The 25502-nt window shown below is 55.6% G+C and carries 23 protein-coding genes and 1 riboswitch; of the genes, 8 read left to right on the plus strand and 15 right to left on the minus strand.

Going from position 1 to position 25502, the window contains the following annotated elements; all coding sequences use genetic code 11:
• Window positions 1–12: 12 nt before the first annotated feature.
• From BMZ67_RS18455 to BMZ67_RS02690, 5 genes are all read right to left on the minus strand, one after another.
• A complete protein-coding gene (locus BMZ67_RS18455) occupies window positions 13–483 on the minus strand; it encodes an Imm26 family immunity protein (protein WP_139214320.1) in 471 nt (156 codons plus the stop codon).
• A 188-nt stretch (window positions 484–671) separates the two neighbouring features.
• Window positions 672–1097 (minus strand): VOC family protein, encoded by a 426-nt coding sequence (locus BMZ67_RS02675; protein ID WP_092020357.1) that lies wholly within the window; start codon window positions 1095–1097, stop codon window positions 672–674.
• A gap of 76 nt (window positions 1098–1173) precedes the next feature.
• Window positions 1174–1698 (minus strand): hypothetical protein, encoded by a 525-nt coding sequence (locus BMZ67_RS02680; RefSeq protein WP_092020358.1) that lies wholly within the window; start codon window positions 1696–1698, stop codon window positions 1174–1176.
• 87 nt (window positions 1699–1785) lie between these two features.
• Complete coding sequence (locus BMZ67_RS02685) at window positions 1786–2049, minus strand: Txe/YoeB family addiction module toxin (protein WP_092020359.1); 264 nt, start codon at window positions 2047–2049, stop codon at window positions 1786–1788.
• Window positions 2046–2288 carry a type II toxin-antitoxin system Phd/YefM family antitoxin gene (locus BMZ67_RS02690; RefSeq protein WP_058092928.1) on the minus strand — a complete coding sequence of 81 codons (243 nt, stop codon included), beginning with the start codon at window positions 2286–2288 and terminating at the stop codon, window positions 2046–2048. The genes BMZ67_RS02685 and BMZ67_RS02690 overlap by 4 nt, the downstream gene beginning before the upstream one ends.
• Window positions 2289–2663: 375 nt before the next feature.
• Here BMZ67_RS02690 and BMZ67_RS02695 point away from each other — a divergent pair, with 375 nt between their 5' ends.
• Window positions 2664–3617, plus strand: a complete 954-nt coding sequence (locus BMZ67_RS02695; RefSeq protein ID WP_092020360.1) for an IS110 family RNA-guided transposase — start codon at window positions 2664–2666, stop codon at window positions 3615–3617.
• Between the two features lie 60 nt (window positions 3618–3677).
• On the opposite strand, the gene BMZ67_RS02700 is transcribed toward BMZ67_RS02695, so the two are convergent.
• The 4 genes from BMZ67_RS02700 to BMZ67_RS18460 form a co-directional block, all read right to left on the minus strand.
• On the minus strand, window positions 3678–4139 hold the full coding sequence (locus BMZ67_RS02700) for a hypothetical protein (protein ID WP_092020361.1): 462 nt from the start codon (window positions 4137–4139) through the stop codon (window positions 3678–3680).
• 114 nt (window positions 4140–4253) lie between these two features.
• Window positions 4254–4697, minus strand: a complete 444-nt coding sequence (locus tag BMZ67_RS02705) for a hypothetical protein (protein ID WP_092020362.1) — start codon at window positions 4695–4697, stop codon at window positions 4254–4256.
• 92 nt (window positions 4698–4789) lie between these two features.
• The gene (locus tag BMZ67_RS02710; protein ID WP_092020363.1) at window positions 4790–5236 is read right to left on the minus strand and encodes a hypothetical protein; all 447 of its coding nucleotides are present in this window, start codon (window positions 5234–5236) and stop codon (window positions 4790–4792) included.
• A 513-nt stretch (window positions 5237–5749) separates the two neighbouring features.
• Window positions 5750–6229 (minus strand): hypothetical protein, encoded by a 480-nt coding sequence (locus BMZ67_RS18460; protein WP_139214321.1) that lies wholly within the window; start codon window positions 6227–6229, stop codon window positions 5750–5752.
• A gap of 219 nt (window positions 6230–6448) precedes the next feature.
• On the opposite strand from BMZ67_RS18460, the gene BMZ67_RS02720 reads away from it, so the two are divergent.
• A complete protein-coding gene (locus tag BMZ67_RS02720) occupies window positions 6449–7408 on the plus strand; it encodes an integron integrase (RefSeq protein ID WP_092020365.1) in 960 nt (319 codons plus the stop codon).
• Window positions 7409–7422: 14 nt separating this feature from the next.
• Here BMZ67_RS02720 and BMZ67_RS02725 read toward each other — a convergent pair whose 3' ends face one another.
• Together BMZ67_RS02725 and BMZ67_RS02730 are read right to left on the minus strand one after the other, a co-directional pair.
• Complete coding sequence (locus tag BMZ67_RS02725) at window positions 7423–8484, minus strand: ribonucleotide-diphosphate reductase subunit beta (protein WP_092020366.1); 1062 nt, start codon at window positions 8482–8484, stop codon at window positions 7423–7425.
• Window positions 8485–8698: 214 nt separating this feature from the next.
• Entirely contained in the window at window positions 8699–11458 is a 2760-nt protein-coding gene (locus BMZ67_RS02730) for a ribonucleoside-diphosphate reductase subunit alpha (RefSeq protein ID WP_092020367.1), read from the minus strand.
• 423 nt (window positions 11459–11881) lie between these two features.
• Window positions 11882–12098, minus strand: a riboswitch (cobalamin riboswitch).
• 309 nt (window positions 12099–12407) lie between these two features.
• Between BMZ67_RS02730 and BMZ67_RS02735 the strand changes: the two genes are divergently transcribed.
• Genes BMZ67_RS02735 through BMZ67_RS02755 form a run of 5 tightly spaced genes read left to right on the plus strand, consistent with a single transcriptional unit; the run spans window position 12408 to window position 16548 of the window.
• A complete protein-coding gene (locus BMZ67_RS02735) occupies window positions 12408–13463 on the plus strand; it encodes an ion channel (RefSeq protein ID WP_092020368.1) in 1056 nt (351 codons plus the stop codon).
• A 50-nt stretch (window positions 13464–13513) separates the two neighbouring features.
• Window positions 13514–13933: a DUF350 domain-containing protein gene (locus BMZ67_RS02740; RefSeq protein WP_092020369.1), complete on the plus strand. Its 420-nt coding sequence runs from the start codon at window positions 13514–13516 to the stop codon at window positions 13931–13933.
• 10 nt (window positions 13934–13943) lie between these two features.
• The gene (locus tag BMZ67_RS02745; protein WP_092020370.1) at window positions 13944–14603 is read left to right on the plus strand and encodes a DUF1190 domain-containing protein; all 660 of its coding nucleotides are present in this window, start codon (window positions 13944–13946) and stop codon (window positions 14601–14603) included.
• The gene (locus tag BMZ67_RS02750; RefSeq protein WP_092020371.1) at window positions 14604–15770 is read left to right on the plus strand and encodes a glutathionylspermidine synthase family protein; all 1167 of its coding nucleotides are present in this window, start codon (window positions 14604–14606) and stop codon (window positions 15768–15770) included.
• Window positions 15771–15822: 52 nt separating this feature from the next.
• Window positions 15823–16548, plus strand: a complete 726-nt coding sequence (locus tag BMZ67_RS02755; protein ID WP_092020372.1) for a DUF3047 domain-containing protein — start codon at window positions 15823–15825, stop codon at window positions 16546–16548.
• On the opposite strand, the gene BMZ67_RS02760 is transcribed toward BMZ67_RS02755, so the two are convergent.
• The 4 genes from BMZ67_RS02760 to nhaB all read right to left on the minus strand — a co-directional run bounded on the left by BMZ67_RS02760 (window position 16542) and on the right by nhaB (window position 21501).
• A complete protein-coding gene (locus BMZ67_RS02760; RefSeq protein WP_245749846.1) occupies window positions 16542–17393 on the minus strand; it encodes a substrate-binding periplasmic protein in 852 nt (283 codons plus the stop codon). The genes BMZ67_RS02755 and BMZ67_RS02760 overlap by 7 nt on opposite strands.
• A 115-nt stretch (window positions 17394–17508) precedes the next feature.
• On the minus strand, window positions 17509–18360 hold the full coding sequence (locus BMZ67_RS02765; protein ID WP_092020907.1) for a universal stress protein: 852 nt from the start codon (window positions 18358–18360) through the stop codon (window positions 17509–17511).
• A gap of 55 nt (window positions 18361–18415) precedes the next feature.
• Window positions 18416–19903, minus strand: a complete 1488-nt coding sequence (locus BMZ67_RS02770; RefSeq protein ID WP_092020373.1) for a SulP family inorganic anion transporter — start codon at window positions 19901–19903, stop codon at window positions 18416–18418.
• 92 nt (window positions 19904–19995) lie between these two features.
• Window positions 19996–21501 carry a sodium/proton antiporter NhaB gene (gene nhaB, locus BMZ67_RS02775; protein WP_092020374.1) on the minus strand — a complete coding sequence of 502 codons (1506 nt, stop codon included), beginning with the start codon at window positions 21499–21501 and terminating at the stop codon, window positions 19996–19998.
• A gap of 257 nt (window positions 21502–21758) precedes the next feature.
• Here nhaB and BMZ67_RS02780 point away from each other — a divergent pair, with 257 nt between their 5' ends.
• On the plus strand, window positions 21759–25487 hold the full coding sequence (locus BMZ67_RS02780) for a response regulator (protein ID WP_092020375.1): 3729 nt from the start codon (window positions 21759–21761) through the stop codon (window positions 25485–25487).
• The last annotated feature ends 15 nt before the right edge of the window (window positions 25488–25502 follow it).

Consider the following 25502-nt stretch of genomic DNA (forward strand, 5'->3'; position numbering starts at 1 on the left):
GGCTTTGGTTTGTTATGAGTTCTTGACAAAGTGTTGCTCCGCTAATAGGAGAAGCACTTTCAAGCCGTAAGTAAAACGCCGGCTATATTTGTCATATTCTTCTTGCGGCAATGGCCCCAAATTCTTGAAGCCCTGGATAAGATTTCCGGCCTCGAATTGTGGCAATGGTCTCAAACCATCATCCCCTAATGGCTTAAAGCCAACAACTTCACCACCAACATGGCCAATTGAATTTATATGCATAACACCTTGTTCAATGATTGGGCAGTTATGAATGTCTTTAGCCGTTGGTTTCTCACTCCCAGTCCAATCATGTAAACCGACAAGAATACTTTTAGTTTTCCTACCACTCTTCTTTTCGATTTCAAGAAGACGCCCACAGGCGAACCAGCCATTACTTAGTGGAATGTAGTAAAAATCCCCTTCTTTAACGTCTGACGCTTTCTTCGGTATAAGTGGATACATGCTATGACTCATAGCCATTATGACTCCCGACTAGGGCGTCCGGTGGAGGCACATTCTTTTGGGGCCTGCTCCCCCATTTGAGACAAAGAGTTTTTTCACGTCATCATGGGTGTAGAGGGTATCTTTGTAGTAAAAGCCCTCCTCGGTCACGGTGAGAAGGTGCTTTGAGAAAAAGCCCAGATGTCTCAGGCTATACACTTGGTTCATTATGCTACCTGCACACCCGAGTTCGACAAATTGAGCTGCCAGGAAACACCATACCTATCATTCAACCATCCAAATCTTTGGCTAAAACCGTAGTCATCCAAAGGCATTAGCTCTGAGCCTCCTTCGGCGAGGGCCCGAAATACCCTCTCTATTTCGCTCATTGATTCACACTCAACGTACAATGACATCGAAGGTGTAAAGGTAAATTGGTGTTCAAGATGGCTGTCCAGCGCAATAAACTCGGTGCCGTTTATCGTAAACCTGGCCATCTTGGTAGAGCCTTCTGGCTCCTGCTCGCTAGCTTTGTAGCGCTGAAGATCAATGACCTTTGAACGAGGGAATAGAGAGGTATAAAATTTGATCGCCTCCTCAGCTTTTCCTGCCTGTTCCCCGACAAACATGAGCGAGGTCTTAATGGATTTCATCAGTTCCTCCGTTCTATCTTGCACACATAACGATGAACGAAGCAGCGCGTTTCACGCGTCCGCCTTCCGTGACTTGTCATAAATTCTTATCAGCGCGCAGTGGCAGGCCAACCTGAGAGGCCACCATACCTCCGAACTCCATTGCTTTCGATCTACCTGCTTCTGTCATTGGGTATTGGCCCAAAAACATATTTATTTCAAAGCCTTCGGCATGGTCACTTGAACTATTCTTTCCAACCAAGTTCACATCGTAAAAATGCCGCGTAGAATCGCCACCTCCACCGCCAGCCAATCCCGATTTGTATTCTGAATTTTCAATAACGCAAATATACTTGAAAAACCGCAACGGAATTTCCTCCTTGGACTGGAAGAAAAGCCACCGTTTGCGCTTTATCACCAATCCGAGCTCCGTATCTATAAATCTTTCTGATCTGGCGAAGAACGTAACTATTCCAAAAATTATTAATACAACGCCAATAGCTGACAGGAAATAATTATTATTCTTAATCCCTGGTAGCAGAAATCCAAATATGCCTAGGCCGAACGGGAAAATCGAGACAAGTTTTGGATGAACATTGTTTCCTGGTTGATAGATTTTCATCTCTGGATTTCTAACGCGAAGCTTTGCGGCAATTTTGGAGCCGCGAAGCGGTGGAAAAATTATCCGGCAACAGCGGCTGGTTATGCATTATTCGTAGTGGCTCCAGAGTCTGAGGACTTTCACCACACGCTCGTCCTCTAGCACTTGGTAGACCAGACGATGCTGAATATTAATGCGGCGTGAATAGGCCCCCGCAAGATCACCAATGAGCTTCTCAAACGGAGGCGGCTTGCGGTATGGATCTTCCGCTAGCAGCGCTAACAGTTCCTGGGCTTTTGGTTTGAGGCCGCTGGAGGCCAACTTCCTTGCATCTTTTTGGGCTTGCTTGGTGTAAACCAACTTCCATGTCACCAGTCCAGCTCCTCATCGCATTCATCCACGGGGGTATCCATCCCCTCACGAATAGACTCCCGCATACCTGGTACGGAGAGCAGGTAAAGTGTCTCCTGAATTGCAGACCAGTCTTCCTCGGAAACCAGAACAGCTTTGTTCCGCTTACCCATGATGACGATTGGTTGGTGGGACTCGGCAGTTTCGTCAATCAACCGATAAAGGTTACTGCGCGCCTCAGTTGCTGTGATTCCGGTCATGACGCACCTCTTGCGTGTTTAACTTTTAACCAACTGTACGCCTATAAGTACGTACGTCAAGACGGACGTTTCTGCATAACGCATTGCTCATGGAAATTTTTTAGTTGGCGACTTTTTTGCTGCGTCAGCGCGAAAAAGTCGCCAACTAAAAAATTTCCTATGCAGCAACTTGTATGGACAATTCCATCCGTGTTCTGGGTAAATTGAGGCCCACCCCCAGTGGCCGCTGGGGGCCTTCATGCAGTAGCTCGGTGTTGCGCCGGCTCCTCTTACGAGAGACCGATAACAAGTGGGTAGCGCTGCATGACTCTCAAGCGATAACTCGAACAGTCATCGGGGCCTCGAGCCCGTATAGCAAGGCAGAGTCAGCTTATTATGAACAACACGGAAAACCAAATGTCCCTCAACATTGGTGTCGACGTCGGCAAGGCTCAACTCGATATCGCCCTTCATCCCACCAATCAACATTTCACCATCCCCAACTCCGCCGCCCACATCCGTAAAGCCATCAAAATCCTGTCCGGCTACCCCATTCAACGGATCGTCGTGGGAGCGACAGGGCGCTATGAACAGCCCTTTGTGAATGCCTGTCGGGATGCACAACTTCCCATCATCGTCGTCAATCCCATCAGTGTTCGCAGGTACGCCCAAGCCATCGGCGTACTCGCCAAAACCGACAAGATCGATGCCCAGGTGATTGCTCGCTACGCTGCCACCATTCAGCCTGAGATAAAACCCATTCCAGACAATCAGAGCCAGCTAATCAAAGACTTACTGGTTCGTCGAACCCAGCTCCTGGAGATGGCTACCATGGAGAAAAACCGTTTACAGATTCTCCCCAAGGCTCTGCACCGCTCCATCAAGACACTGCTCAAATCCCTACAAACCCAGATCCAATCCATCACCCAACAGATTGAGAAGGAAGTCGCCAAGGTTGAGCAATGGAAAACCAAAACCGAGATCCTCACCAGCGTTCCCGGAGTCGGCAAAGTCCTCGCCTATACCTTGCTCAGTGACTTGCCAGAGCTGGGGCAACTGAACCGCAAAGAGATCGCCGCCCTGGTCGGGGTCGCTCCGATGAACCGGGACAGTGGAGCCCTGAAAGGGAAGCGACGCATCCGAGGAGGACGGCACCGGATACGCACCGTGATGTTCATGGCCATGCTCTCAGCTATCCAGTGCAACCCGGTATTCAAGAGCTTCTATGAGCGTTTGAAAGCCCAGGGCAAACTGCCGAAAGTGGCGCTCATCGCGTGCATGAGAAAGATGATTGTGGTGCTCAACACAATGGTGAAAAACCAAGTATCGTGGCAGGAACAATTGGCTTAAATATATGGTTTGACACCACAGTCACTTGTTATGTTGTTTTTGATTAGACTGTACATAATATTATGCTTCAGCATTAAATTTAAAGCCTATGATCCTTCCCCATTGTATAAAATCTTTTACCAAAGATTCATATTCATTTTTATCAGTGTTTGAACCAGAAATTACCTTTGTACCAAATTGATTCGTAGTAAGCGTAGCATCTGAGAAATATGTGGTGAACGCTTCCCACCTTAGACAATTAACCCCCATTTCTGGAAACCCAAATATGTTTTCAAATAATGAATCTTCATTTACCTCGGCGACAACATTTTTTGCCACCATCCAATCTAAATCTGAACAGATAAATTGCCAACCGTTAATTACATTAACTTGAGTTTTCTTAGCACCAAAAATTAAAGCAGTTTCTATAATAGCCGAACAAATTGTGTCTGGGTTAATTCCTCTACTACCAAAATACATCTCTGGTCTTTTTTTGATTACATCTTTACCTTTCAAAACCTTTATATCTTCTTCTTTGTACATATTTGGTACCAGTTTTCGCACATAACGCCGAGCACAGCGGCGACCTTGGAGTGGCGACGAAGGAGCCACGTAAAGGGCGTCCGGCGGCCACCGGCCGCGTACTGCTGCGATTGGTTATAACGCCTGCCGCAAATGTTCAGCATTCTGGTTGATGGCCTCTACTAGGCCCGATACCTCGTACTGCTTGCCTCGAGAATCCTCAACAACCGCCTTTTTGATGACTGACGAACTCCACTCTTGGAGTTCTGAGTTCTGTGTGTTCAGCTGGAACTCACAATCTTCGCTTTCCAGGAGCCTAACCGGATTGCCGTTTTCTCCAATACGACGTTCTATCTCTTTGCCATCCTCGGTGGTAATCAACAAGCGCCGTATTGTGACTGGGCGTCGCCCTGAATTGACGATATGGACGTAAACCCCATCTGACATATGCTGATAGCTTTCCAGGTATCTCGCAGCTGCCGTTATTGTCCCTCGATCTCGGAAGGCAACAATGACCGAGACGCCGAGACTGACCAAGGCAATTGTGATTGCAATCCCAGACACAGCACAGTCACTCATATCTATATGCCTGCGTTATAACGTCCGGCGCAGCGGGCCAGTTGTAGCGAGGAACGAGCGGAAAATGGGTCCGCCTGCCGCCGCTTGTTAACTCATTTCCGGGCAATGGATTTCAGATCCACCGCAGCAGGAAAAGTAGACCGATAACATCTAGCCTTTTCTTCATCCAACCCAACGAGGATTGTTGCGCTGCTGTCCCAGCACGCGATTTCAAAGCTAGCCCCGTCCAGCTGAGGCTCGAGTTCAGAGCCATCCCAGTAATACGGATTACCATCAACATAGGGGGCCTCCCCTACAGTTGGTCTCTCTCCCCTAGGAAAGGCGCTAAAGACGGCCCAGATGAACTGGATGTCTTCGCTTGCTATCTGGAGCTCGAGCTCACTGCCGGAATGCCATCCCTCGTCAAACTGAAAGCCATTCGTCTCGACATCACTCACATACCAATCGTAATCAGAGCTGCTAATGCCCAACGCCACTATGACTTCACGCATATTTGTGAAAAAGCGTACTTGGTCACTCCGCTCTAGTATCAGGTTCATAGTGGTTCCACGAGTTAACGCCAGCCAGCATGCGCGGCTGCGGAATGGAGGCGAAGCCGCAATGTAGTAGGCGTCGCCGTGACTGGCCTGGTTATGTGTGGCCAGATATTTCTTCCAGCTTAATAATTGAGTCCTGCCCTACCAGCCTTGTACTGCCGTCAGTTCTCTCAACACGATATGATTTCGGTGTCTCTTTTATGCATTTAACGCGGTTTTCGTACTCGATTTCATAGCGGCCCGTTGAGAAAACTACATTGTAAGTTTTGCCTACTTCCATTTGAAACCTCCGTAAACCTGGATCTTTTTGACCATACCAGATTTTCTTAACGGAGAATTTTTTGCTGGTAACTGTGCCGACTGACACCATTAATGAAATTTAATAAGACCTGTGTGGTGATCACATAACGCCCAGCGCAGGCGCAGCCAGCGCGGAGCGCATTTTGTGTTAATGTTTGAGCGCCAGCGAGTAACACAAAAGGTGCGTAGCGTTGGCTGTCGCTCTGCCGCTGATTGTTAGTGTTGCCCCACTGCGGGATCTAAAGTTACCACCCTACCTCCGCCAAGCGGGTTCTCACACAGCAGGCCAGGAAGCACGCAATCTTTGAGGTCCGAAATTAAATATTGTTGAGTGCGTAAATTTACGGCTTTAACCACAAGATACTCTTCAAATTTTATTTTTGTAGAATACGAGCGACAGTATTTTTCACCACGATAACTCAAGCACTCGGTGGTGCTAGCATATTCTTTGCCCCAATTTGGATCAAATGATATGACAGTCTTGCCGTCCGCTTTAGTTACTTCAGCGATACCTGAAAGTTCTCTACCATTTTCATCTACAAATGAAATACTTAGCCCACCATCAGGCTGAGTTGAATGAAGCAACTCCACTTTAAGATTACCGTATGCGATCGCGAACCCATGATCAGAAGTAGTTTCCTTTACAAAAGCACATGCTGACATGAGTAACGTCAGAAAAATTACGATGATCTTCATAGCTATAGAACACTAACAGCAATTAGATAGCGCGCTTCGATATTGCACAAAATTGACTGCGTCATGATTACGCAATTTCATAGCAACAGCACCCTACCAAGTTTCAGTTAAAACATGAGCTTAGCCAATCACTAAGCGCTTCGCTATGGAATCATTTGACTTCCACGATTTGTTCTCACAATAATACTGTATAAATATACAGATACCGGAGATCGTCCCATGGAAGGGAAACAACTTCGTTTGCGTGATCAGTTCCGCGACGTTATTCGCGTCAATCACTACAGCATTCGTACTGAAAAGTCCTACTGGTACTGGATTCGGTATTTCATTCGCTTCCACCAGATGAAGCACCCACTGGATATGGGCTCCAGGGAGATCAATGAATTCCTAACCTGGCTTGCTGTACATCGGCACGTTGCAGCAGCTACCCAAGACCAGGCTTTGAACTCGCTGGTGTTCCTTTATGACAAGGTTTTGGACAGGCCTTTGGGCGATATTGGTGATGTGGTTCGGTCGAAAAAGCCTCGAAAATTGCCTGTGGTCCTTACCCATGACGAAGCCATGCGCATTATTGAGAGGCTAAATCATCCTGATCACCTTATTGCCTCGTTGATGTACGGCTCCGGTCTACGGGTGACCGAAGCCTGTCGTCTCAGGATCAAAGACCTGGACTTCAATCACCAGGTAATTACAGTGCGTGACGGCAAGGGTGCGAAAGACAGGACGACGTTGCTACCGACACCACTTGTTGTGCCGCTGCAAAAGCATATTGGCGACTTGCAGAAGGCCTGGAAGCAGAAGGATGAGTTGTACCAGCACCCGGTCAGCTTGCCGTACGCTTTGGCCAGGAAATACCCTAACGCCGGTAACTCTTTGGAGTGGCAATGGCTATTTCCATCGCCGTCACTCAGTACCGACAACCTGGGTAATGTTGCCCGCCACCACCGCCACATTTCTTCCGTACAACGGGCAGTTCGTCGGGCGGTAAGTGAAGCAGGGGTTGGCAAACGGGCGGGATGCCATACCTTCAGGCACACCTTTGCCACTGAGTTACTGAAACGTGGCAATGACATCCGCACCGTACAGGATCTGCTCGGCCACGCGGATCTGCGCACCACCCAGATTTACACCCATGTGCTGGGCCAGGGCTTTGCAGGCGTGCGCAGCCCCTTGGGTTGACGGTCAGTAAGCGCTTACCACTCCAGCGACGCCCCGGTCTGATACTCGATCACCCGGGTCTCGAAGAAGTTCTTCTCCTTGCGCATAGTCGCCTGCTCGTCCAGCCAGGGGGAGACGTTTTTGGCGCCGGGGAACGGTTCTTCCAGGCCGACGGTGCGGGCGCGGCGGTTGGCGACGAAACGGAACTGTTCGCTGTGGTATTCGGCGGAATAGCCGAGGATCGGGTCGCGGAGGATGTAGTTGGCGTAGGCTTTCTCGGCGGCTTCGGACTCGTCCCACATCTCGCGCACGGCTTTCGGGTCGAGGGTGAGGTTTTCCTCTTCCAGGATCTGGTTGACCACCTTGAGGCCGAAGGAAAAGTGCATGGCTTCGTCCCGCAGGATGTACTGCAACTGCTCCCCGGTACCGCGCATCAGGCCCCGGCGCTGCAAGGCGAAGATGGGGCTGAAGCCGTTATAGAACCAGCAGCCTTCAAACACCGCCGCGAAGAACAGGTAGGACATGATGAATTCCTGCAGGTCATCCGGGTTGCGCAGGTTCATGTCGGAGCGCATGGCGGCGTCGAGACGGCGGTTGGCCACCTGGATTTTCTGGTTGATCTGGGGCACCACCCGGTAGCGGTTGTAGATCTCGCTCTGGTCGAGGTTGAGGGTCTCGATGCAGTGCTGGTAGGTCCACGTGTGCAGTGCTTCTTCGTAGACCTGGCGGGCCTGGTAGATCTGCAGTTCCGGGGCGCTCATCTTCTCCATCACCGCCAGGCCGATGTTACGCATGGCGAGGATGTCGGAGGTGGTGAGGTAGGCCAGCACGTTCTCGTAAACGTGCTTCTCCGGCGGGGTCAGGCGGTGGTGGTAGTCGTGGACGTCCTGGGCCATGTTGATGTCCAACGGGGTCCAGTGGTTCTTGTTGGCGTTCATGAAGTACTCCCAGGCCCAGGGGTACTTGAACGGCGCCAGCTGGTTGATGTCGGTTTCGCCGTTGATGACGCGCTTGTCGTCAACGTTGACCGGGCGTGGGCCGTCCGGGTTGCTGGCTTGTGGTTGCTTGGGGGTGGAGTCGTCGTCCCAATCGAGCATGGTGTTCGTCCTCAAAATTTATGTGGCTGGCATTCGGGCGGTAGCTGAGATGTGCGGAGAAGTTGGCCGGGGGGGCTCTTTCGGGACCGTCGCTGGCCATGGACGGCCAGCGTCGAGCCCTACAGGGACGTACTTGTGGGCGTGTCCCGAAAGAGCCCCCCCGGCCTGCTTCCAGCTCCGGAATCAGACCGCCTTCTCCGATAACAGATTCGACTTACTGACAAGCCTCACAGTCCGGGTTGTCGATGGAGCAGACCTGCGGGGCCGGGGCGGCCTGTACCGGGGCACTCTTTTCGGCGCCGGTGGCCCCCAGGGAACGCAGGTAGTAGGTGGTTTTCAGGCCCCGCTCCCACGCCAGCTGGTAGAGGGCATCCAGCTTCTTGCCGGAAGGTTCGGCCATATACAGGTTGAGGCTCTGGGCCTGGTCCAGCCACTTCTGGCGACGGGCGGCGGCTTCCACCAGCCAGCGGGCGTCCATCTCGAAGGCGGTGGCGTAGCGGGCCTTGATCTGCTCCGGGATTCGTTCGATCTGCTGCACGGAGCCGTCGAAGTACTTGAGGTCGTTGACCATGACGTTGTCCCACAACCCTTCGGCTTTGAGGTCCGCCACCAGGGACGGGTTGACCACGGTGAACTCGCCAGACAGGTTCGATTTCACGAACAGGTTCTGGTAGGCCGGCTCGATGGACTGGGACACGCCGACGATGTTGGAAATGGTGGCGGTGGGGGCAATGGCCATGACGTTGGAGTTACGCATGCCGTGCTTGGCCACCAGCTCACGCACCGGTGCCCAGTCCAGCTTGGCCTCGGTGTTGAGGGTGAGGTCGCCGTCCTGGCGGGCGTCCGCCAGCAACTGGATGGAGTCGATGGGCAGGATACCCTGAGACCACAGGGAACCTTCGTAGGTCTCGTAGGCGCCCCGCTCCCCGGCCAGCTCGGCGGAGGCGCGAATGGCGAAGTAGCTGATCTGTTCCATGGCCAGGTCGGCGAATTCCACCGCCTCGGCGCTGGAATAGGCCAGCTTGAGCTGGTAGAGGGCGTCCTGGAAGCCCATCACGCCCATACCCACCGGGCGATGGCGCAGGTTGGAATTGCGAGCCTGGGGCACGGCGTAGAAGTTAATGTCGATGACGTTGTCGAGCATGCGCACCGCGGTGTTCACGGTGCGTTCCAGACGTTGCACATCCAGCTCGCCGTCCTTGATGTGGGCGGCCAGGTTGACCGAGCCCAGGTTACAGACGGCGATTTCCTCGGCACTGGTGTTGAGGGTGATCTCGGTGCACAGGTTGGAGGAATGCACCACACCCTGGTGCTGCTGGGGTGAACGCAGGTTGCAGGGGTCCTTGAAGGTGATCCAGGGATGGCCGGTCTCGAACAGCACGGTCAGCATCTTGCGCCACAGCTGTTTGGCGGGGATGGTTTTATGCAGCGGCAGTTCGCCACGGGCGGCCATGGCCTCGTATGCCTCGTAGCGGGTGCGGAAGGCGTTGCCGTAGAGGTCGTGCAGGTCGGGGGTATCGCTGGGGCTGAACAGGGTCCAGTCCTGATCCTTGCGCATGCGCTCGATCAGCAAGTCCGGTACCCAGTTGGCGGTGTTCATGTCGTGGGTGCGGCGGCGCTCATCGCCGGTGTTCTTGCGCAGCTCGAGGAATTCTTCGATGTCCAGGTGCCAGCTTTCCAGGTAGGCGCACACCGCGCCCTTGCGCTTACCGCCCTGGTTCACCGCCACCGCGGTGTCGTTGACCACTTTCAGGAACGGCACCACGCCCTGGCTCTGGCCGTTAGTGCCCTTGATGTGGGAACCCAGTGCTCTGACCGGTGTCCAGTCGTTGCCAAGACCACCCGCCCATTTGGACAGCAGGGCGTTGTCGCGGATGACGCCGTAGATCTCTTCCAGGTCGTCGCCGACGGTGGTGAGGTAGCAGGACGACAACTGGGAGTGGCGGGTGCCGCTGTTGAACAGCGTTGGCGTCGATGCCATGTAATCGAACGACGACAACAGGTTGTAGAACTCGATGGCGCGGGCGTTGGGATCGTCTTCCCGCAGCGCGAGCCCCATGGCCACCCGCATGAAGAACACCTGGGGCAGTTCCAGGCGTTGGCCCTGCCAGTGCAGGAAGTAACGGTCGTACAGGGTTTGCAGGCCGAGGAAGCCAAACTGCTGGTCCCGCTCGGGCTTCAGGGCGGCGCCCAGGCGCTCCAGGTCGAAGGCGGCCAGAGCCTCGTCCAGCAGTTCGTACCGTATACCGGCCTGGATAAAGGCATTCAGGGCCTGTGGATAAACCGACTGCAGCGGCTCCTGACGGGGCAGTTCCAGGGCTCCGCCAGCTTCGATGCGCAGCTGTTCCAACAACAATCGGGCGGTGACCTGACTGTAGGCGGGCTCCTGTTCGATGCGGCCACGGGCGGTCATCACCAGGGCGGACAGCACATCGGCCTCGGGGATGCCATCGTAGAGGCCTCTCAGGGCATCGTCCACCACCGAGCCGGCGTCCACACCGTCCAGCCCCTCACAGGCCTGCTCCACCTGGTATTTCATCAACCCCAGATCCAGCGGCGCCACCAGGCCGTTGGCCTGCTTCACCGTCAGGCTCGGATGTGCTTCCACCAGAGTCTCGCGGCTGGCTCGCTCCTGGGCATGGGCTTCCCGGTAGAGCACATAGGCTCGGGCCACCTTTTGCTCTTCGGCCCGCATCAGCGCCAGTTCAACATGATCCTGGATGTCTTCGATGTGCACCTTACCACCGGCCTTGAGGCGACGGCTGATCGCCTGCACCACCTGCTCAGTCACCCGTGCCACGCTGTCGTGGATGCGCGCGGAGCCTACCGCTTCCGGCCCCTCCACGGCGAGGAAGGCCTTGGTGACGGCCACGGTAATCTTAGCCGGATCGAAACTGACCAGGGTGCCATTGCGTTTGATGACCTGAAGGGATGAAGCCGGGGATTGGGAATCGGCCAGGGCGGCGGTGGACATGCTGTGTCTCCTGAATACGCGTGTAGTCCAAGGCCTTCGCGTAGGCAGGAGTGCGAGATAGGAATCCAAGAGCAGCGCGGGGACAGATTTCAAATCTGTCCCCAAACAAAGGCAAACCCCATGCTGAATCCTGTCCTGCTCACCTGTAGCGCGAAGGTGCAGAGGGAGCCTCTGGATACTTCCTAGTACGTCTCTGCGTGATTTTAAGCCTGCAGGGGCAAGGCGCAGTTCGCAGCAAATGGCCGTAGCCCTTTGCAAGAGCTGCAACGCTGCAGATGCAGGCTTAAAATCACGCCCGGCGGGGCAGACAGGGCGATCCACACTCTGCGTTTCAACTTTTTGGAAGGTTCTCGACATTCCGGCAAAGTTGCGCCTTGATTGTGAAACGCCCTGTCGGCCAGAGGCGCGCTAGGAAGTATTCAGAGGCTCCTAGTTCCCTTGGCAGGTCTTCGGACTCAGGGGTTCGGTTCGTTTTCAGAACCACCTCGCTTGGCGACTTCCCAACCGTGTCCGGTCAGTGTCTGGTGTCTGGCACCATGCCTCGCTCGTTCCCCAATACCGCTGCGCGTCAGTTCCGGAGTCTCACCGGATTCCCGCTACAGACGTTGCACACAAAACAACCACAACATCTAGTAGATAACCAAAGGTTGAAACACTATATACACAAGCTGGACGATCAACAAGACAGGGTACGAGAATACCCAGGATACCTGCCGCCTTGACACCATTCGCTGTTTCCGGCGAAATAGCGCCGCTCGATTTATTGAGAGCTTACCCGCGTAAACAAACTGGCCACGGACTCGGCTATGCAGACAGTATTCCCTCGCGTGCAACACCACGCACATACTCACTCCACCACGTGTGGCGTTAGTCCCTACCCAGTGCTCCGGAAAAGCCGAAGCCAGTCCTCAATAACGACATTCTTCCGCCACCGAAAGCACCATTGCTGATGCCGATACTTCGTAAACTACGCAAGCTCTTGTCCGGCTACCTCACAGAACTCACCGGCTATAACCTCGCGGCGATGCTCCTGGGTTACATCGCCTTAGCGTGGTGTGGATTGCTAATCGCCGGCGAAACAGACCTGGTGCAACCAAGCCGGTTTATTTACTGGTTGGTGGTCACGGCATCGACGGTTGGATACGGCGACTTTTCGCCGGTTACCGCGTCTGGAAGGGTCTGGACCGCTGGCTTCATCATCCCTGCTGGCTTGAGCCTGTTTGCGATCACACTTGGTCGTATCGGGGCCTTCGCCGTGCACCACTGGCAAAAAGGAGTTAAAGGCTTGAAGGACTACCAAACACTGTCTGACCATATCGTTGTGATTGGCTGGAACGACGCCCGCACTCTCCACCTGCTCGAGCTGCTGCTTAAGGAGCAGCTGCTGGGTAAAACGGACAAGCCCATCGTGCTGGCAGGGAGTGCGCCCGAAGAAAACCCCATGCCGGAGCGAATCCAATTTGTCCGGCTGAAGCAGTATACCGACGAGCAGGAACTGCAACGGACCGGACTGGGAAAGGCCAGCTGCATCATCATTGATACACCTGAAGATGACATCACCCTCACCTGTTCCCTGCTTTGCTACCAGCTCAATCCGACCGCTCATATGATCGCCTATTTTAACAACGAGCGATTAAGTCAGTTGTTAACCCACCACTGTCCTACCGTCGAGTGTACGCCATCAGTTGCTGTTGAAATGCTGGCAAAGGCCGCCGCTGATCCAGGCTCCAGCGCGCTTCATCACGACCTGTTGAATGTAGAAGGCGGAATGACGCAGTTTTCACTGACGGTTCCCGAAGACCTACCCGCTGTAACGGTCGGGGATCTGTTGCACCCATTAAAGGCAAAATTTGACGCTCTGATCATTGGTGTCCAGGCGCCCACGGTCAAATCCATCGAGATCAACCCAAAGCTCGATTACACCATCCAGCCCGGCACCAGAATCTATTACATCGCCAGCCACCGTATCGACATTTCCGACTGGAATGCGTTGGTGGCCAACTAATTGAGCGCAGGCTCCCTGTTTTTATCTGACCAATAAGGAACTAGCTATTTATGGACGAATTTACATTACCCCAGTCTCTCGCCGGTATTTCCGACTTCCTTCTGGCATTCGGTACCTCCCTGCTCCTGTTATTAGTGTTCAAGTGGGTGTATCCCCTGGTAACCCCACACAAGGAATGGCAGCTTGTTCGAGAGGAGCGTAACACTGCAGCAGCCATCGCTTTTACCGGCGCCATCCTCGGGTTCAGTATTGCACTGAGCGGTGCAGCGGCCTTTTCGGGCTCGTTTCTTGATTTTTTAGTGTGGGCGACGATCGCTCTCGTGGCTCAAATTGTGGCTTACGCCATTGTCTGGTTGATGATTCCAGGTCTTTCCAAGCGCTTGGTCGAACGAGAAATTAGCGCCGGGGTTCTTGCCGGTGGTACCGCTGTGGCTGTTGGCCTGCTGAACGCAGCCTGTATGAGCTACTGAGGGAGCTGAAATGAAAAGGACATCCACGATCAACCTGCACCGGATGCGCAAACAGTTCCGGGCACGGTCATTGGCGCCGTTAAGCGCCGCTATCGGCGTTATCCTCAGCGGTTGCAGTTCTGAGGAAAATCTGCGGGGTTATGTGTTCAATACTGCGGCGGACTGCACTGCACGGTTACCCCAGCAGGCAAATCAATGTGAGTATGTCTACAAAGAAGCGCTGCAATCCGCCTCGCGTTATGCGCCTCGCTATGGCAACAACGAAGACTGCGAATCAGAATTTGGCGAAGGCAATTGCGATAACTATACACGCCCCAGCTCGAGTTATTATTCATACACCAACTACTCCCAACCACGAATGAGCGGGTTTCTCGCCCGCCCCCTTTATAAAGGCTCGACCAGCCTCGTCGCAGAACCACTACTTCGATACGACCAAGGCTCCCGCTCTGGATTTGGCCGCTATACCATTGATGGAAAAAAGGTCGAACTTAACAACATGGGTGAGGTTGACCATGCCCAACGCTATGGAACTCGCTCATTTAGTACAAGTTCTCACACATTGTCCCGGGGAGGGTTTGGCCAAACGGTTAGCCGTATGAGCAGTTCCCGCAGCAGCAGTTGGAGTTCAGGCAGCAGTTCCCGTAGCGGCGGCTGGAGCTGGGGCGGCTAAATGTTTCGACACCCAATCGCCGAACGCACCGACTGGCGTGAACTGGCCAAGGATTTTGGTTTCAATTTCCACACCCTATACGGCCAGCCTTACTGGGACGAGCGGGCATACTATCAGTTCAGCCTGAACCAGATTGAGCAGCATCTCGAAGCCCCCTCCGCCGAACTCCACCAAATGTGCCTGCATGTGGTGGATCGGGTGGTTCAGTCTGAGCAGTGGCTGGAGAAGTTCAAGATTCCCACGCATCACTGGGATACTATCCGCCGTAGCTGGGAACGCCAGGACCCCAGTCTCTATTCCAGACTGGACTTCGCTTACGACGGTCGCAACCCCGCCAAGTTGTACGAGAACAATGCCGATACCCCCACTAGCCTTTACGAGTCGGGATTCTGGCAATGGCTATGGCTGGAGGACAATGTCGATCAAGGCCGGCTGCGGCGGGACTGCGACCAGTTCAACAGCTTGCAGGAAAAACTGATAGCCCGCTTCGCTGATATCGCCAGGCAAAGGCAGGGACAGGTCTTGCACTTATCATGCTGCCGCGACAGTGACGAGGATCGAGGAACGGTCACCTACCTCGAAGATTGCGCTCGCGATGCAGGCATCGAGACTGAGTTTCTTTACATCGACGAAATTGGCATTGATGCCCAGAATCGCTTTACTGACAACAATGACCGAGTCATAGACTGGATATTCAAACTGTATCCGTGGGAGTTCATGCTACGGGAAGAGTTTGCTGATCATTTGGGGGGCAATGAGTGCCAATGGCTGGAACCGCCGTGGAAAGCCATTCTTTCAAACAAAGCTCTGCTGCCTGCACTGTGGGCTCTGTTCCCTGACCACCCCAACCTGTTACCGGCCTTCTTCACCGAAGAAGAAGCCCGGACACACCTTAGGGAATATGTCCGTAAGCCGCTGTTTTCCCGAGAGGGGGCCAACATCACCATATTTCGGGAGGGTAGGCCTGTTCGCAAGGCCGACGGCCCTTACGGCGCCGAGGGTCATATCTTTCAGGCCTATCATCCACTCCCCCGCTTCGACAGCCACTATACTCTCGTTGGCTCATGGCTTGTGGACGACCAGCCGGCAGGCATATCGCTACGAGAAGACCAAGGCCCTATCACACAGGACCTTTCCCGATACCTTCCCCATGTTATCCTTGACTGACAATATTTGGGGGCAATGACCCCCACCTTCCCGCTACTGGTTTGAAGAGGCTATGACACGCTGCTCGCTATTGGCATTTTTCGCGCTGTTTTCGCTGATCTCCGTCGCTGAGCCCTCACATCTGGTTCAGCCTTTTTCAACTGCCACAACACTGAACGACAGCTGGGAACCCCTCGAGTTTCCCAAAATCGACCGCCACAGCCAGTACCAGCTGGTCACCGATGGCGATGCCCAGGTGGTGATGGCGCGTGCAGACAACAGTGCCTCGGGACTGATCGCGCGGGTGTCCGTTCAGCCCGGTGAGCGGTTGATCCTGAGCTGGCGCTGGAAAGTATCCAATGTCTATGAGGCTGGAGACGCCCGCCGTAAGTCCGGAGATGATTACCCGGCGCGGATTTACGTTGCGTTCGAGTTTGAGGAGGACGAGGCCGGCTTCTTCGAGCGAGTGAAGCGCGGTGCGGTGAAGGCGTTGTTTGGCGAGGAGCTGCCAGGGAATGCGCTCAATTACATCTGGGCCAACCGGCTGCCGGAAGGCGAATTCGTTGCCAACCCCTATGCCGAAGAAACCGTTATGGTGGCCGTCAACAGCGGCCCGGCCCAGACCGGCCAGTGGGTGACCGTGGAGCGGGACATTGTCGCTGACTATCAGCAGGCGTTTGGCAAGGCACCGCCGGCCATTGTAGGCATTGGCATCATGTCAGACGCTGACAATACCGGGGAATCCGCCACCGCATGGTATGGCGATATCCGTCTCGAGTTCACCCCTGCCGGTCAGTGATCAACCGGTAGCCCCGGCAGACTAAAGTCCGGAACCCGCCCTTCTTCCGGCGGCACTTCCCCGCGGGCGACCAGGCGGCGAAAGGCCTGGTCAAACGCGTCCCGTAGCGCACTGCTGTCCGGGTTATTGCGGGTGAACAACCACGACGTATGGCGAGTGCGAACCGGCTGCTCCCGCAGACCTTCGAAAGGTTCCTGTTTGAGGATTTCACGGACCGGAAGCTGGTAGTCCAGCAGGTAATGGCCCCGGCCTCGTTCCAACATCTTGAGGGCCGCCAGATGGTTGGGCGCAAAGGTCAGGCTGACGTCGTTATCGGCTTCCAGCTGATAAAGCAGGCCGCCGTAGGTGTAGCCGGAAATCAGGATCAGGATTTTGTCGTGGAAGCTTTCGTAACGGGTGACCGGCGGGGTTTGCGGCGTAGACCACACCGACAGGGTGGCTGAAATCGGGCTGACGGCACTCTCCAGGACATAGCCATCCAGTGCCGGGATTCCGGTCAGTCCCATCCACATATCCACCATGCCGTTACGGAGATAGAAGTAGGTACGGCTGATGGGTAAGTAGATGAATTTCAGGTCATAGCCGGCTTCTTCGGCCACTTTGCGGGTCAGTTCGACGAATTCGCCCGCCGGCTCGCCGTCTTCGGTGATGTATTCCAGCGGGGGGAACTCAACATAGGCCACCGTCAACTCGGTGCGCGGCGCCATCATCAGCGGGGTATCAACCGTCGTTGCAGCCACCGTACCGGACAGCGAGGCCATCAGGGCAATCAGCAACGCGGGCCAACTGAGCCTCCTTCGCCACCGAAATCCCTTCGAGAAGCCTGCCTTCATCCTGATGGTCACACGTTACCCCGGTTATCGTTATTATGGTGCAGTGTCGGAAGATTAACAGATCGGTTCGCAAAAGCGGCCAACCAGATCATATTTGGCGTACAAATGTGCGCTCAACACCCTCATTTCACCGCAGAATAATCAACGGCGTTGTCGAGGTTTTCAGCATGTGGGTAGTGGTGCTGCCCACCAGAAACTGGCGAATCCGTGAGTGGCCATAGGCCCCCATGATCAGCAGGTCAATGTCCTGCTCACGTTGATAGCGGTGCAGCTCTTTCTCAACATCCCCGGCACGAATCGCCAGATGGATGTCAGAACCCAGCGCTGACAGCGCCTGCTCAGCCTGTCGCAACTGCTCCCAGCGGTCGGCGGTATCGGCACCAACCATCACCACATGAACAGGCAAGCCCCGAAGAATCGGGCTCTGCGCGAGCATTTCCAAGGCTTTGAGGGTGGTCGGACTGCCATCGAAGGCGAACAGCGCACTGCGCGGCGGCGCGAAGGCGTCCGGCACCAGCATGATTGGCCGGTGCACACTGCGAATCACCGTCTCAAGCTGGCTGCCGACGTGAATATCACGGTCACTGCTGCTTTCCCCGTGCAGGCCCATCACCAGCAACCGTGTCGTCTCCTCGATTGCCAGCAGAGAATCCGCCAGATCGCCATGGCGCTGACGCAGATGCACGTCCTCCACCCCCTGCTCCCGCACCCGGACTTCAGCGGCTTCGAGCATGTGGCGGCCCTGCTCCATCGCCACCCGGCTGCGACGCTGGTCCAGTTCAGCCAGTTCCTGCAGCAGGTGCTCCCGGCTGCCCAGGCCAATACTCCCGGCAAGGTCGGTTTCAGCCGGGTACCGCTCCTGGTCCAACACATGAAACAGGGTCAGGGGTGCTTCCAGCCGCTGGCTGGCCCATGCGCCATAGTCGCACACCGCAGTGGCAGCCCTTGATCCATCTATGCATCCAACCACTTGTTTCATGGCAACCTCATTAGCTGGCTTGTCAGGGTTCATGTTAGCGCTCTGGGCTAGCCGGTCAGTGACCCATCAACTGATCCACCGCTTCCGGCTTGTCATGAACACCGAAGCGGTCAACGATGGTAGCACTGGCTTCATTCAGGCCAAGCACCTGCACCTCGGCACCTTCACGACGGAACTTGATCACCGCCTTGTCCAAGGCCCCGACGGCGGTGATGTCCCAGAAATGGGCACGGCTCAGGTCTATAACAACATGATCCAGCGCTTCCTTAAAGTCGAATGAGGCCATGAACTTCTCGGAAGAACTGAAAAACACCTGCCCCACCACCGTGTAGGTACGGGTACGGCTGGCTTCGTCCAGCGTTGATGTTACCAGCATAAAGTGCCCGACCTTATTCGCAAAGAACAAGGCCGCCAGCAGCACACCGGCAAACACCCCAAAGGCCAGGTTGTGGGTGGCCACCACCACCACCACGGTCACCACCATGACAACATTGGTGGACAACGGATGCTTGCGCAGGTTAACCACCGATTCCCAACTGAAGGTACCGATGGACACCATGATCATCACCGCTACCAGCGCCGCCATGGGAATCTGGACCAGGACCTCGTCCAGCACCAGTACCATGATCAGCAGCACAACACCGGCGGTGAGGGTCGACAACCGTGCCCGCCCTCCGGATTTCACGTTGATGATGGACTGGCCAATCATGGCGCAGCCGGCCATTCCGCCGATCAGGCCCGCGCCGATGTTGGCAATACCCTGGCCACGGCACTCTCGGTTGCGGTTGCTGGTGGTGTCGGTCAGTTCATCAACAATAGTCGCGGTCATCAGCGACTCCAACAAGCCAACAACTGCCATCGATGCAGAATACGGCAGAATGATCCACAGGGTTTCCAGGGTCATCGGCACATCCGGCCACAAGAAGATAGGCAGGGTTGTTGGCAGCTCACCCAGGTCACCAACGGTGCGGACATCGAGGTTGATAAAGTAGGCAAACACCGTCAGTACGATGATGCACACCAGCGGAGATGGCAGCACCTTGCCGACCTTGGGCAACAACGGGAAAAGGTAGATGATGCCGAGACCGGCAGCGGTCATGGCGTATACATGCCAGGTCACGTCAGTCAGCTCCGGCAGCTGCGCCATGAAGATCAGGATCGCCAGGGCGTTGACGAAGCCGGTCACCACCGAGCGGGAAACAAACCGCATCAGTTCCCCCAAGCGCAGGTAACCGGCAATGATCTGGAGCACACCGGTCAGGATGGTCGCTGCCAGCAGGTATTGCAGGCCATGATCCTTGACCAGATCCACCATCAGCAGCGCCATGGCGGCGGTGGCCGCGGAAATCATACCCGGGCGGCCGCCCACAAAGGCAATGATCACCGCAATACAGAAGGAGGCGTACAGGCCAACCTTGGGGTCCACGCCCGCAATGGTGGAGAAGGCAATGGCTTCGGGGATCAGCGCCAGCGCCACCACAATGCCTGAGAGCACGTCGCCGCGAATGTTCGACAGCCACTCGTTATTAATGGTTTTCAACATAACCGGTTCCGGGAATTTCTGGGGTACACAACGAACAATGCCCACCGGTGGTCACAGATTAACCAGCGGCGGGCATTCAGAGAGGTGAGATTTTAACTCATCTGGATGACACTAAACAGGCCAACCGAGCCCATCACCAGGGTATAGGGCACCGCCATCACGACCATCCGGCCATAGGACAACCGCACCAGCGGAGCAATGGCCGAGGTCAACAGGAACAGGAACGCGGCCTGCCCGTTCGGCGTGGCGACACTGGGCAGATTGGTGCCGGTGTTGATGGCCACTGCCAGCGCCCGGAAATGGTCTTCGCTGATTTCACCGGCATCCAGCGCGGCCTTGACCTCACTGATATACACCGTGGCCACAAAGACGTTATCACTGATCATGGACAGGACGCCGTTAGCGATGAAGAACCAGCCCGGCTGGGACGCCTCCGGGAGGCTCAGTACCGCCTCGATGATCGGTTTGAACAGGTGTTGTTCGTGGATCACCGCCACAATGGCGAAAAACACCACCAGCAATGAGGTAAACGGCAGCGACTCCTGGAACGCCTTGCCGATCTGGTGCTCGTCAGTCACCCCGGTAAAGGACGTAATCAGGATAATCACCAGCAGGCCAATCAGTCCAACTTCGGCGAGGTGGAAGGCCAGTCCGACCACCAGCACGGCCGCTGCCAGTGCCTGCACCCACAGTGCGGCCTTATCGGCCTTGGTGCGCTTGGTCCGCTCGTTTTCAGCGAATTCCTCCAGCACCTGACGAACCGGTTTCGGCAGACGGGTGCCGTAGCCGAACCAGCGCAGCTTCTCCAGCAACCAGCAAGTGGTCAATCCCGCCACCAGCACCGGCAGGCTCACCGGGGCCATGGCCTGGAAGAAACCGACAAAGTCCCAGCCCACCACCTTGGCAATCAACAGGTTCTGCGGTTCCCCCACCATGGTGGCCACGCCGCCCAGAGCGGTACCGATGGCGCCGTGCATCAACAGGCTGCGCAGGAATGCCCGGAAGTCCTCCAGATCCTCACGGTGCAATTCGATCACGTGGTCATCGCTCTGAGCGTTGTGGTCCTTGTGCTGGTAGCCCTTGCCAGAGGCCACTTTGTGATACACCGAGTAGAACCCCACTGCCACGCTGATGATCACTGCGGTCACGGTAAGGGCATCAAGGAAGGCCGACAGCAGGGCCGCGGCGGCACAAAACAGCAGCGACAGTGCCGATTTTGAACGCACCCCAACCAGGATCTGGGTGAAAGTCACCAGCAACAGATCCTTCATGAAGTAGATGCCGGCCACCATGAACATCAGCAGCAGGATGACTGGGAAGTTATTGAGCACCTCGTGGTACACCGCCTCTGGCGAGGTCATACCAATCAGCAGGGCTTCCAACGCCAGCAACCCACCCGGCAGCAACGGGTAGCATTTCAGGGCCATGGCCAGGGTGAATATGAACTCACCCACCAGCAACCAGCCGGCAACACCCGGGCCAAATAACCAGACCACCAACGGGTTGGCGATCAGGAACAGGATAATAATCTGCTTGTACCAGACGGGCGCATTGCCCAGGAAGTTGTGGGCGAAACCGCCCATGACGGTCGATGGCATGGCTAGTTCACCTGAGCCGGAGTGAATTGGGGGGACAAAAACGCCGGCATACTAACAGATCACGAAATGGCTGTGTCGCCGCCCCCGGGCAGCTGACACCAAAGAAGCAGGCAACCACGACTATTCGATGAACAAACTGTCAATCAATCGCATTCAGACTTTCGGTTGCAAACGGCTCAATCCCGACCATAGTTACAGATAAATCTGACGACTTGCGTCCAAAGGATTGACCTACGTTTACGCAGGGAGGCGTCGCTATGCTCAAGGGCATAAACCAGCAAACGTTGCCGCAGATACTGTTGCTGTGCATTCCCATGCTGGCACTGATTCTGTTAATTACATGGCAGACCTATCAGCAATCGCGGCAACAGGCAGAGCTGGAAGCAAACTATACCGCGTCTCGTCTGCTGGCCGAGAGCCGTACTCATTTGCGGGATGCCCTGAGCGTGCCATTGCGAGACCTCACTGGCATTGTGAAGTCTCCCCTGGTTCAGGCCGCGATTGACGAACCGGACCTGCAACGGAAACGGGAGCTGCTTACCCAGGTCCTGTACCCGCTGGCCTACCAGAACCCCGACTATTTCCAGGTACGCTGGATTCGGTCTGATGGGCTGGAAGGTGTACGCCTGGATATCAGCCCCGACCACACCACGGTCGAAGAAACGCCCTCCTCAGCCCTCCAGGACAAAGGCGACAATAGCTACCACCGTGAAACCATGGCGCTGGCTCCGTATCAGGTCTACGTCTCCAAGCCGGACCTGAATCGTGAACACGGTATTCTGGAAACACCGTTTCGCCCTGCCCTGAGGGTCGCGCTTCGGTTGCCCGAAGGCGCAGGTCAGGATAATGGTTATCTGATCATCAACATCGACATCGGCCACGTGCTCGCGCGCCTGAACGAATTCACCAGTAGCGATTTCAGTATCCTGGTGGCCAGCAACAGCAGCGACTGGCTGTTGCACCCCGACCCCAGCCAGCCCTGGGCCTCGGTCCTGAAGCACGATAACACCCTTGCAAACACCGCCCCCCAACTGTGGCAAGCACTGCAATCCAAGAACAACGGGACCGCCAGCCTGGCTTCCGGACGCTGGTTCTGGTCATCAGTAACGCCAGCCCCCGCAGAGGCAGACTCCCCCAATCCTGGCAGCCTGCCCACCTTCTACCTGTTGATCAACGAGCCCCCGGCTGCCATTGCTGCCCGCAATACCAGTGCCCGGCGAGTGGCAGGCACCGCACTTATAGGGCTGCTGGTGGTGTTTTCAATTCCCGCCCTGATGTTCTACCGGCGGCAGGTGCAAGCTCACCAGTTACAGCACGAACTCGAGCAACAGACACAGGAATTGACCGACTACAACCTGTTTATCAAGACCCTGGCCAATGCCCTGCCCGGGCTGGTGTCGGTCTGGGACAATGCCGACTGTTGCCTGTACGCCAATGCGCCCCATGAGGAATGGCTTGGCCTCAGCCCCAAAACACTCCGGGGCATGAGCCTGGCAGAGGTTCTGGGCTCATCCACCTATCTGCGATACCGCTACCACCTCGACGGTGTTCATGAAGGGAAAAAACAAAGTTTTGAGCTTTCCCTACGTCTTGCCGACAATCGGGATCGAGCGGTTCAGGTCAACCTGATTCCCTTTGTCGACAGCCAGGGTCAACGCCAGGGCTTCATCTCCCTAACCACCGATATGACCGAATCAATGCAGGTTCGGCAAACCCTCCAGTCCCTGAACACCACCTTGCGCGAACGATCGCTGGCGGCTGAACATGCGGCCGAGGTGAAGAGTGCCTTCCTCGCCAATATGAGCCACGAAATCCGCACCCCGATGAACGCCGTTCTCGGCCTGCTGTCCATCCTTGCTGACACGGGGCTGACCCGGCTTCAACAGGACTACGTCGACAAGATCAGCGGCGCCGGCAAAGCGCTGTTGCAGGTGCTGAATGACATTCTCGACCTGTCAAAACTGGAAGCCGGCAAACTGACTGTAAACCCCCAAAAGATGTCCATTGAGGAGGTCATGAAAAAGTCCATGCAGCTGTTTGAGCTTGGCTTCGCCAACAAGCAACTCGAACAACTGGTGTGGATTGACCCGGCACTTCCAAGAACCGTATTGGGTGATGAACACCGCCTCAGCCAGGTACTCAACAATCTCCTCGGCAATGCCCTGAAGTTCACCGAAACCGGGTCGGTAACCTTGTCGGCGACGCTGGCAGCGCAGGAGAACAACACCGCTCGCGTCCACTTCTCGGTCAAGGATACCGGCATTGGTATCGCCGCCGACAAACAGGGCTATCTGTTCGAAGCGTTTGACCAGGCCGACAACTCCACCACGCGCAAGTACGGCGGCTCCGGGCTCGGGCTGGCCATCTGCAAGAATCTGGTGCAGCTCATGGGCGGCGCGATTCAGCTCGAGAGCAAACCCAATGCCGGCAGTGACTTCCACTTCGACCTCTCTTTCCCGATCGTGGAATCCGTGACCGACTGGAGCAACCGGACGCCACCCGTGCGACGAATGCTGCTGATTGAAGACAACCCGGCATCGGCAGCACTGCTGATGTCCTATCTGGCGTCGTGGAATGTGGTCTGTGAACACGTCGCCACCGCAGAGGACGGCCTTACTCGTTACCTGGACTCGGTCCGGGCAGGTTCTCCCTTCGAAGCGATCCTGGTGGACTGGATCCTGCCGGGCAACGACGGAGTCTGGCTGGTCAACACCCTGCAAAACCACCTGTCGCCCGAAGCACCGCTGCCGGTGATTATCGTAGTAACCGCCCACGAACAGGAGCAACTGGAGCAGGCACTGAGCCGGGTTCTGACACCGCCAGTCACCACCCTGCCATCGATCCTGATCAAACCCATCACCCCGTCAGCCCTGTTCAATACCCTGACCCAACTCGGCCAGAATCTGCTGACTTCCTCCGCTCTGTCAGCCACCCAAGACCCCACCTACGACCTGGCAACCATGCAGTCGATGGTGGCCGGAAGCCGTTTGCTGCTGGTGGAGGACAACGAGCTGAACCAGGAGGTCGCGCTGTCCCTGCTGGCCAAGCTGGGACTGACAGCGGATACGGCCGGCAATGGCGAAGAGGCCCTGAAACTGGTTAACCAGCAGGACTATGACCTGATCCTGATGGATCTGCACATGCCGGATATGGACGGTTTCGAAGCCTGTCGGCAGCTGCGCAAGGAGTACTCGTACCGGGACCTGCCAATCATTGCCATGACCGCGGCCGTTATGGAGGAAGACGTCAAACAGGCCAAAACCGCCGGCATGAATGGCCACATCGCCAAGCCCATCGACTTTCAGGTATTGGCCACAACACTCTGCCGCTGGCTTGGTAGCCAGCACCCCGGAACGCCCATGCCAGCGCTGTCCGGCTCCATGTCAAATACCCCACCACTGGTCCTTCCTGCCGGTCTCGGGGTCAATTCACAGGATCTGTTGGACCGCTTCCAGGGCGATAATGAGCTGACCATCCGACTCCTCGCCAGCTTTGTAAACCAGTACGGTGACGGCTTGCCCTCAAGCCATTCGGACGGTTCCGCCGACGAAATGCCCCGGGTACTGCATACCCTGAAAGGTTCGGCGGCCACACTCAGCCTGCAGCCACTGACAGAGTTGACCAAATCCGCTGAAAAGAGCTGCCGCGAAGGGGTTATGCACTTCCCTTTGCTGGAGGAAGAGCTGAAGCGCGTAGTGTCAGTGTTGAAGCCCTGGCTTAAGCAGGCACAGGAGCTCCAGCAGGATCAGTCGGCGCCGATGGCGGAGACCGACATCCAACTCCAATTGACGGACATTGAGCAACAGATCATCCGTTCCCGCCTGCCCAAGGCGGAACATATCAGTGGCCTGAAAAGCCAGGTGAATCACCCAGTACTGGGTAAGCAGTTCCGGACCCTGTTGATGGAACTGGACGAATTCCGATATCAGAGTGCCCTTGTCACCCTGAACGACATTGTTCGTCACCTTGAAGGTGAGCCCAAATGATTGGCACTGGCAGAA

Source organism: Marinobacter zhejiangensis (assembly GCF_900114775.1).
Classification (GTDB): domain Bacteria; phylum Pseudomonadota; class Gammaproteobacteria; order Pseudomonadales; family Oleiphilaceae; genus Marinobacter; species Marinobacter zhejiangensis.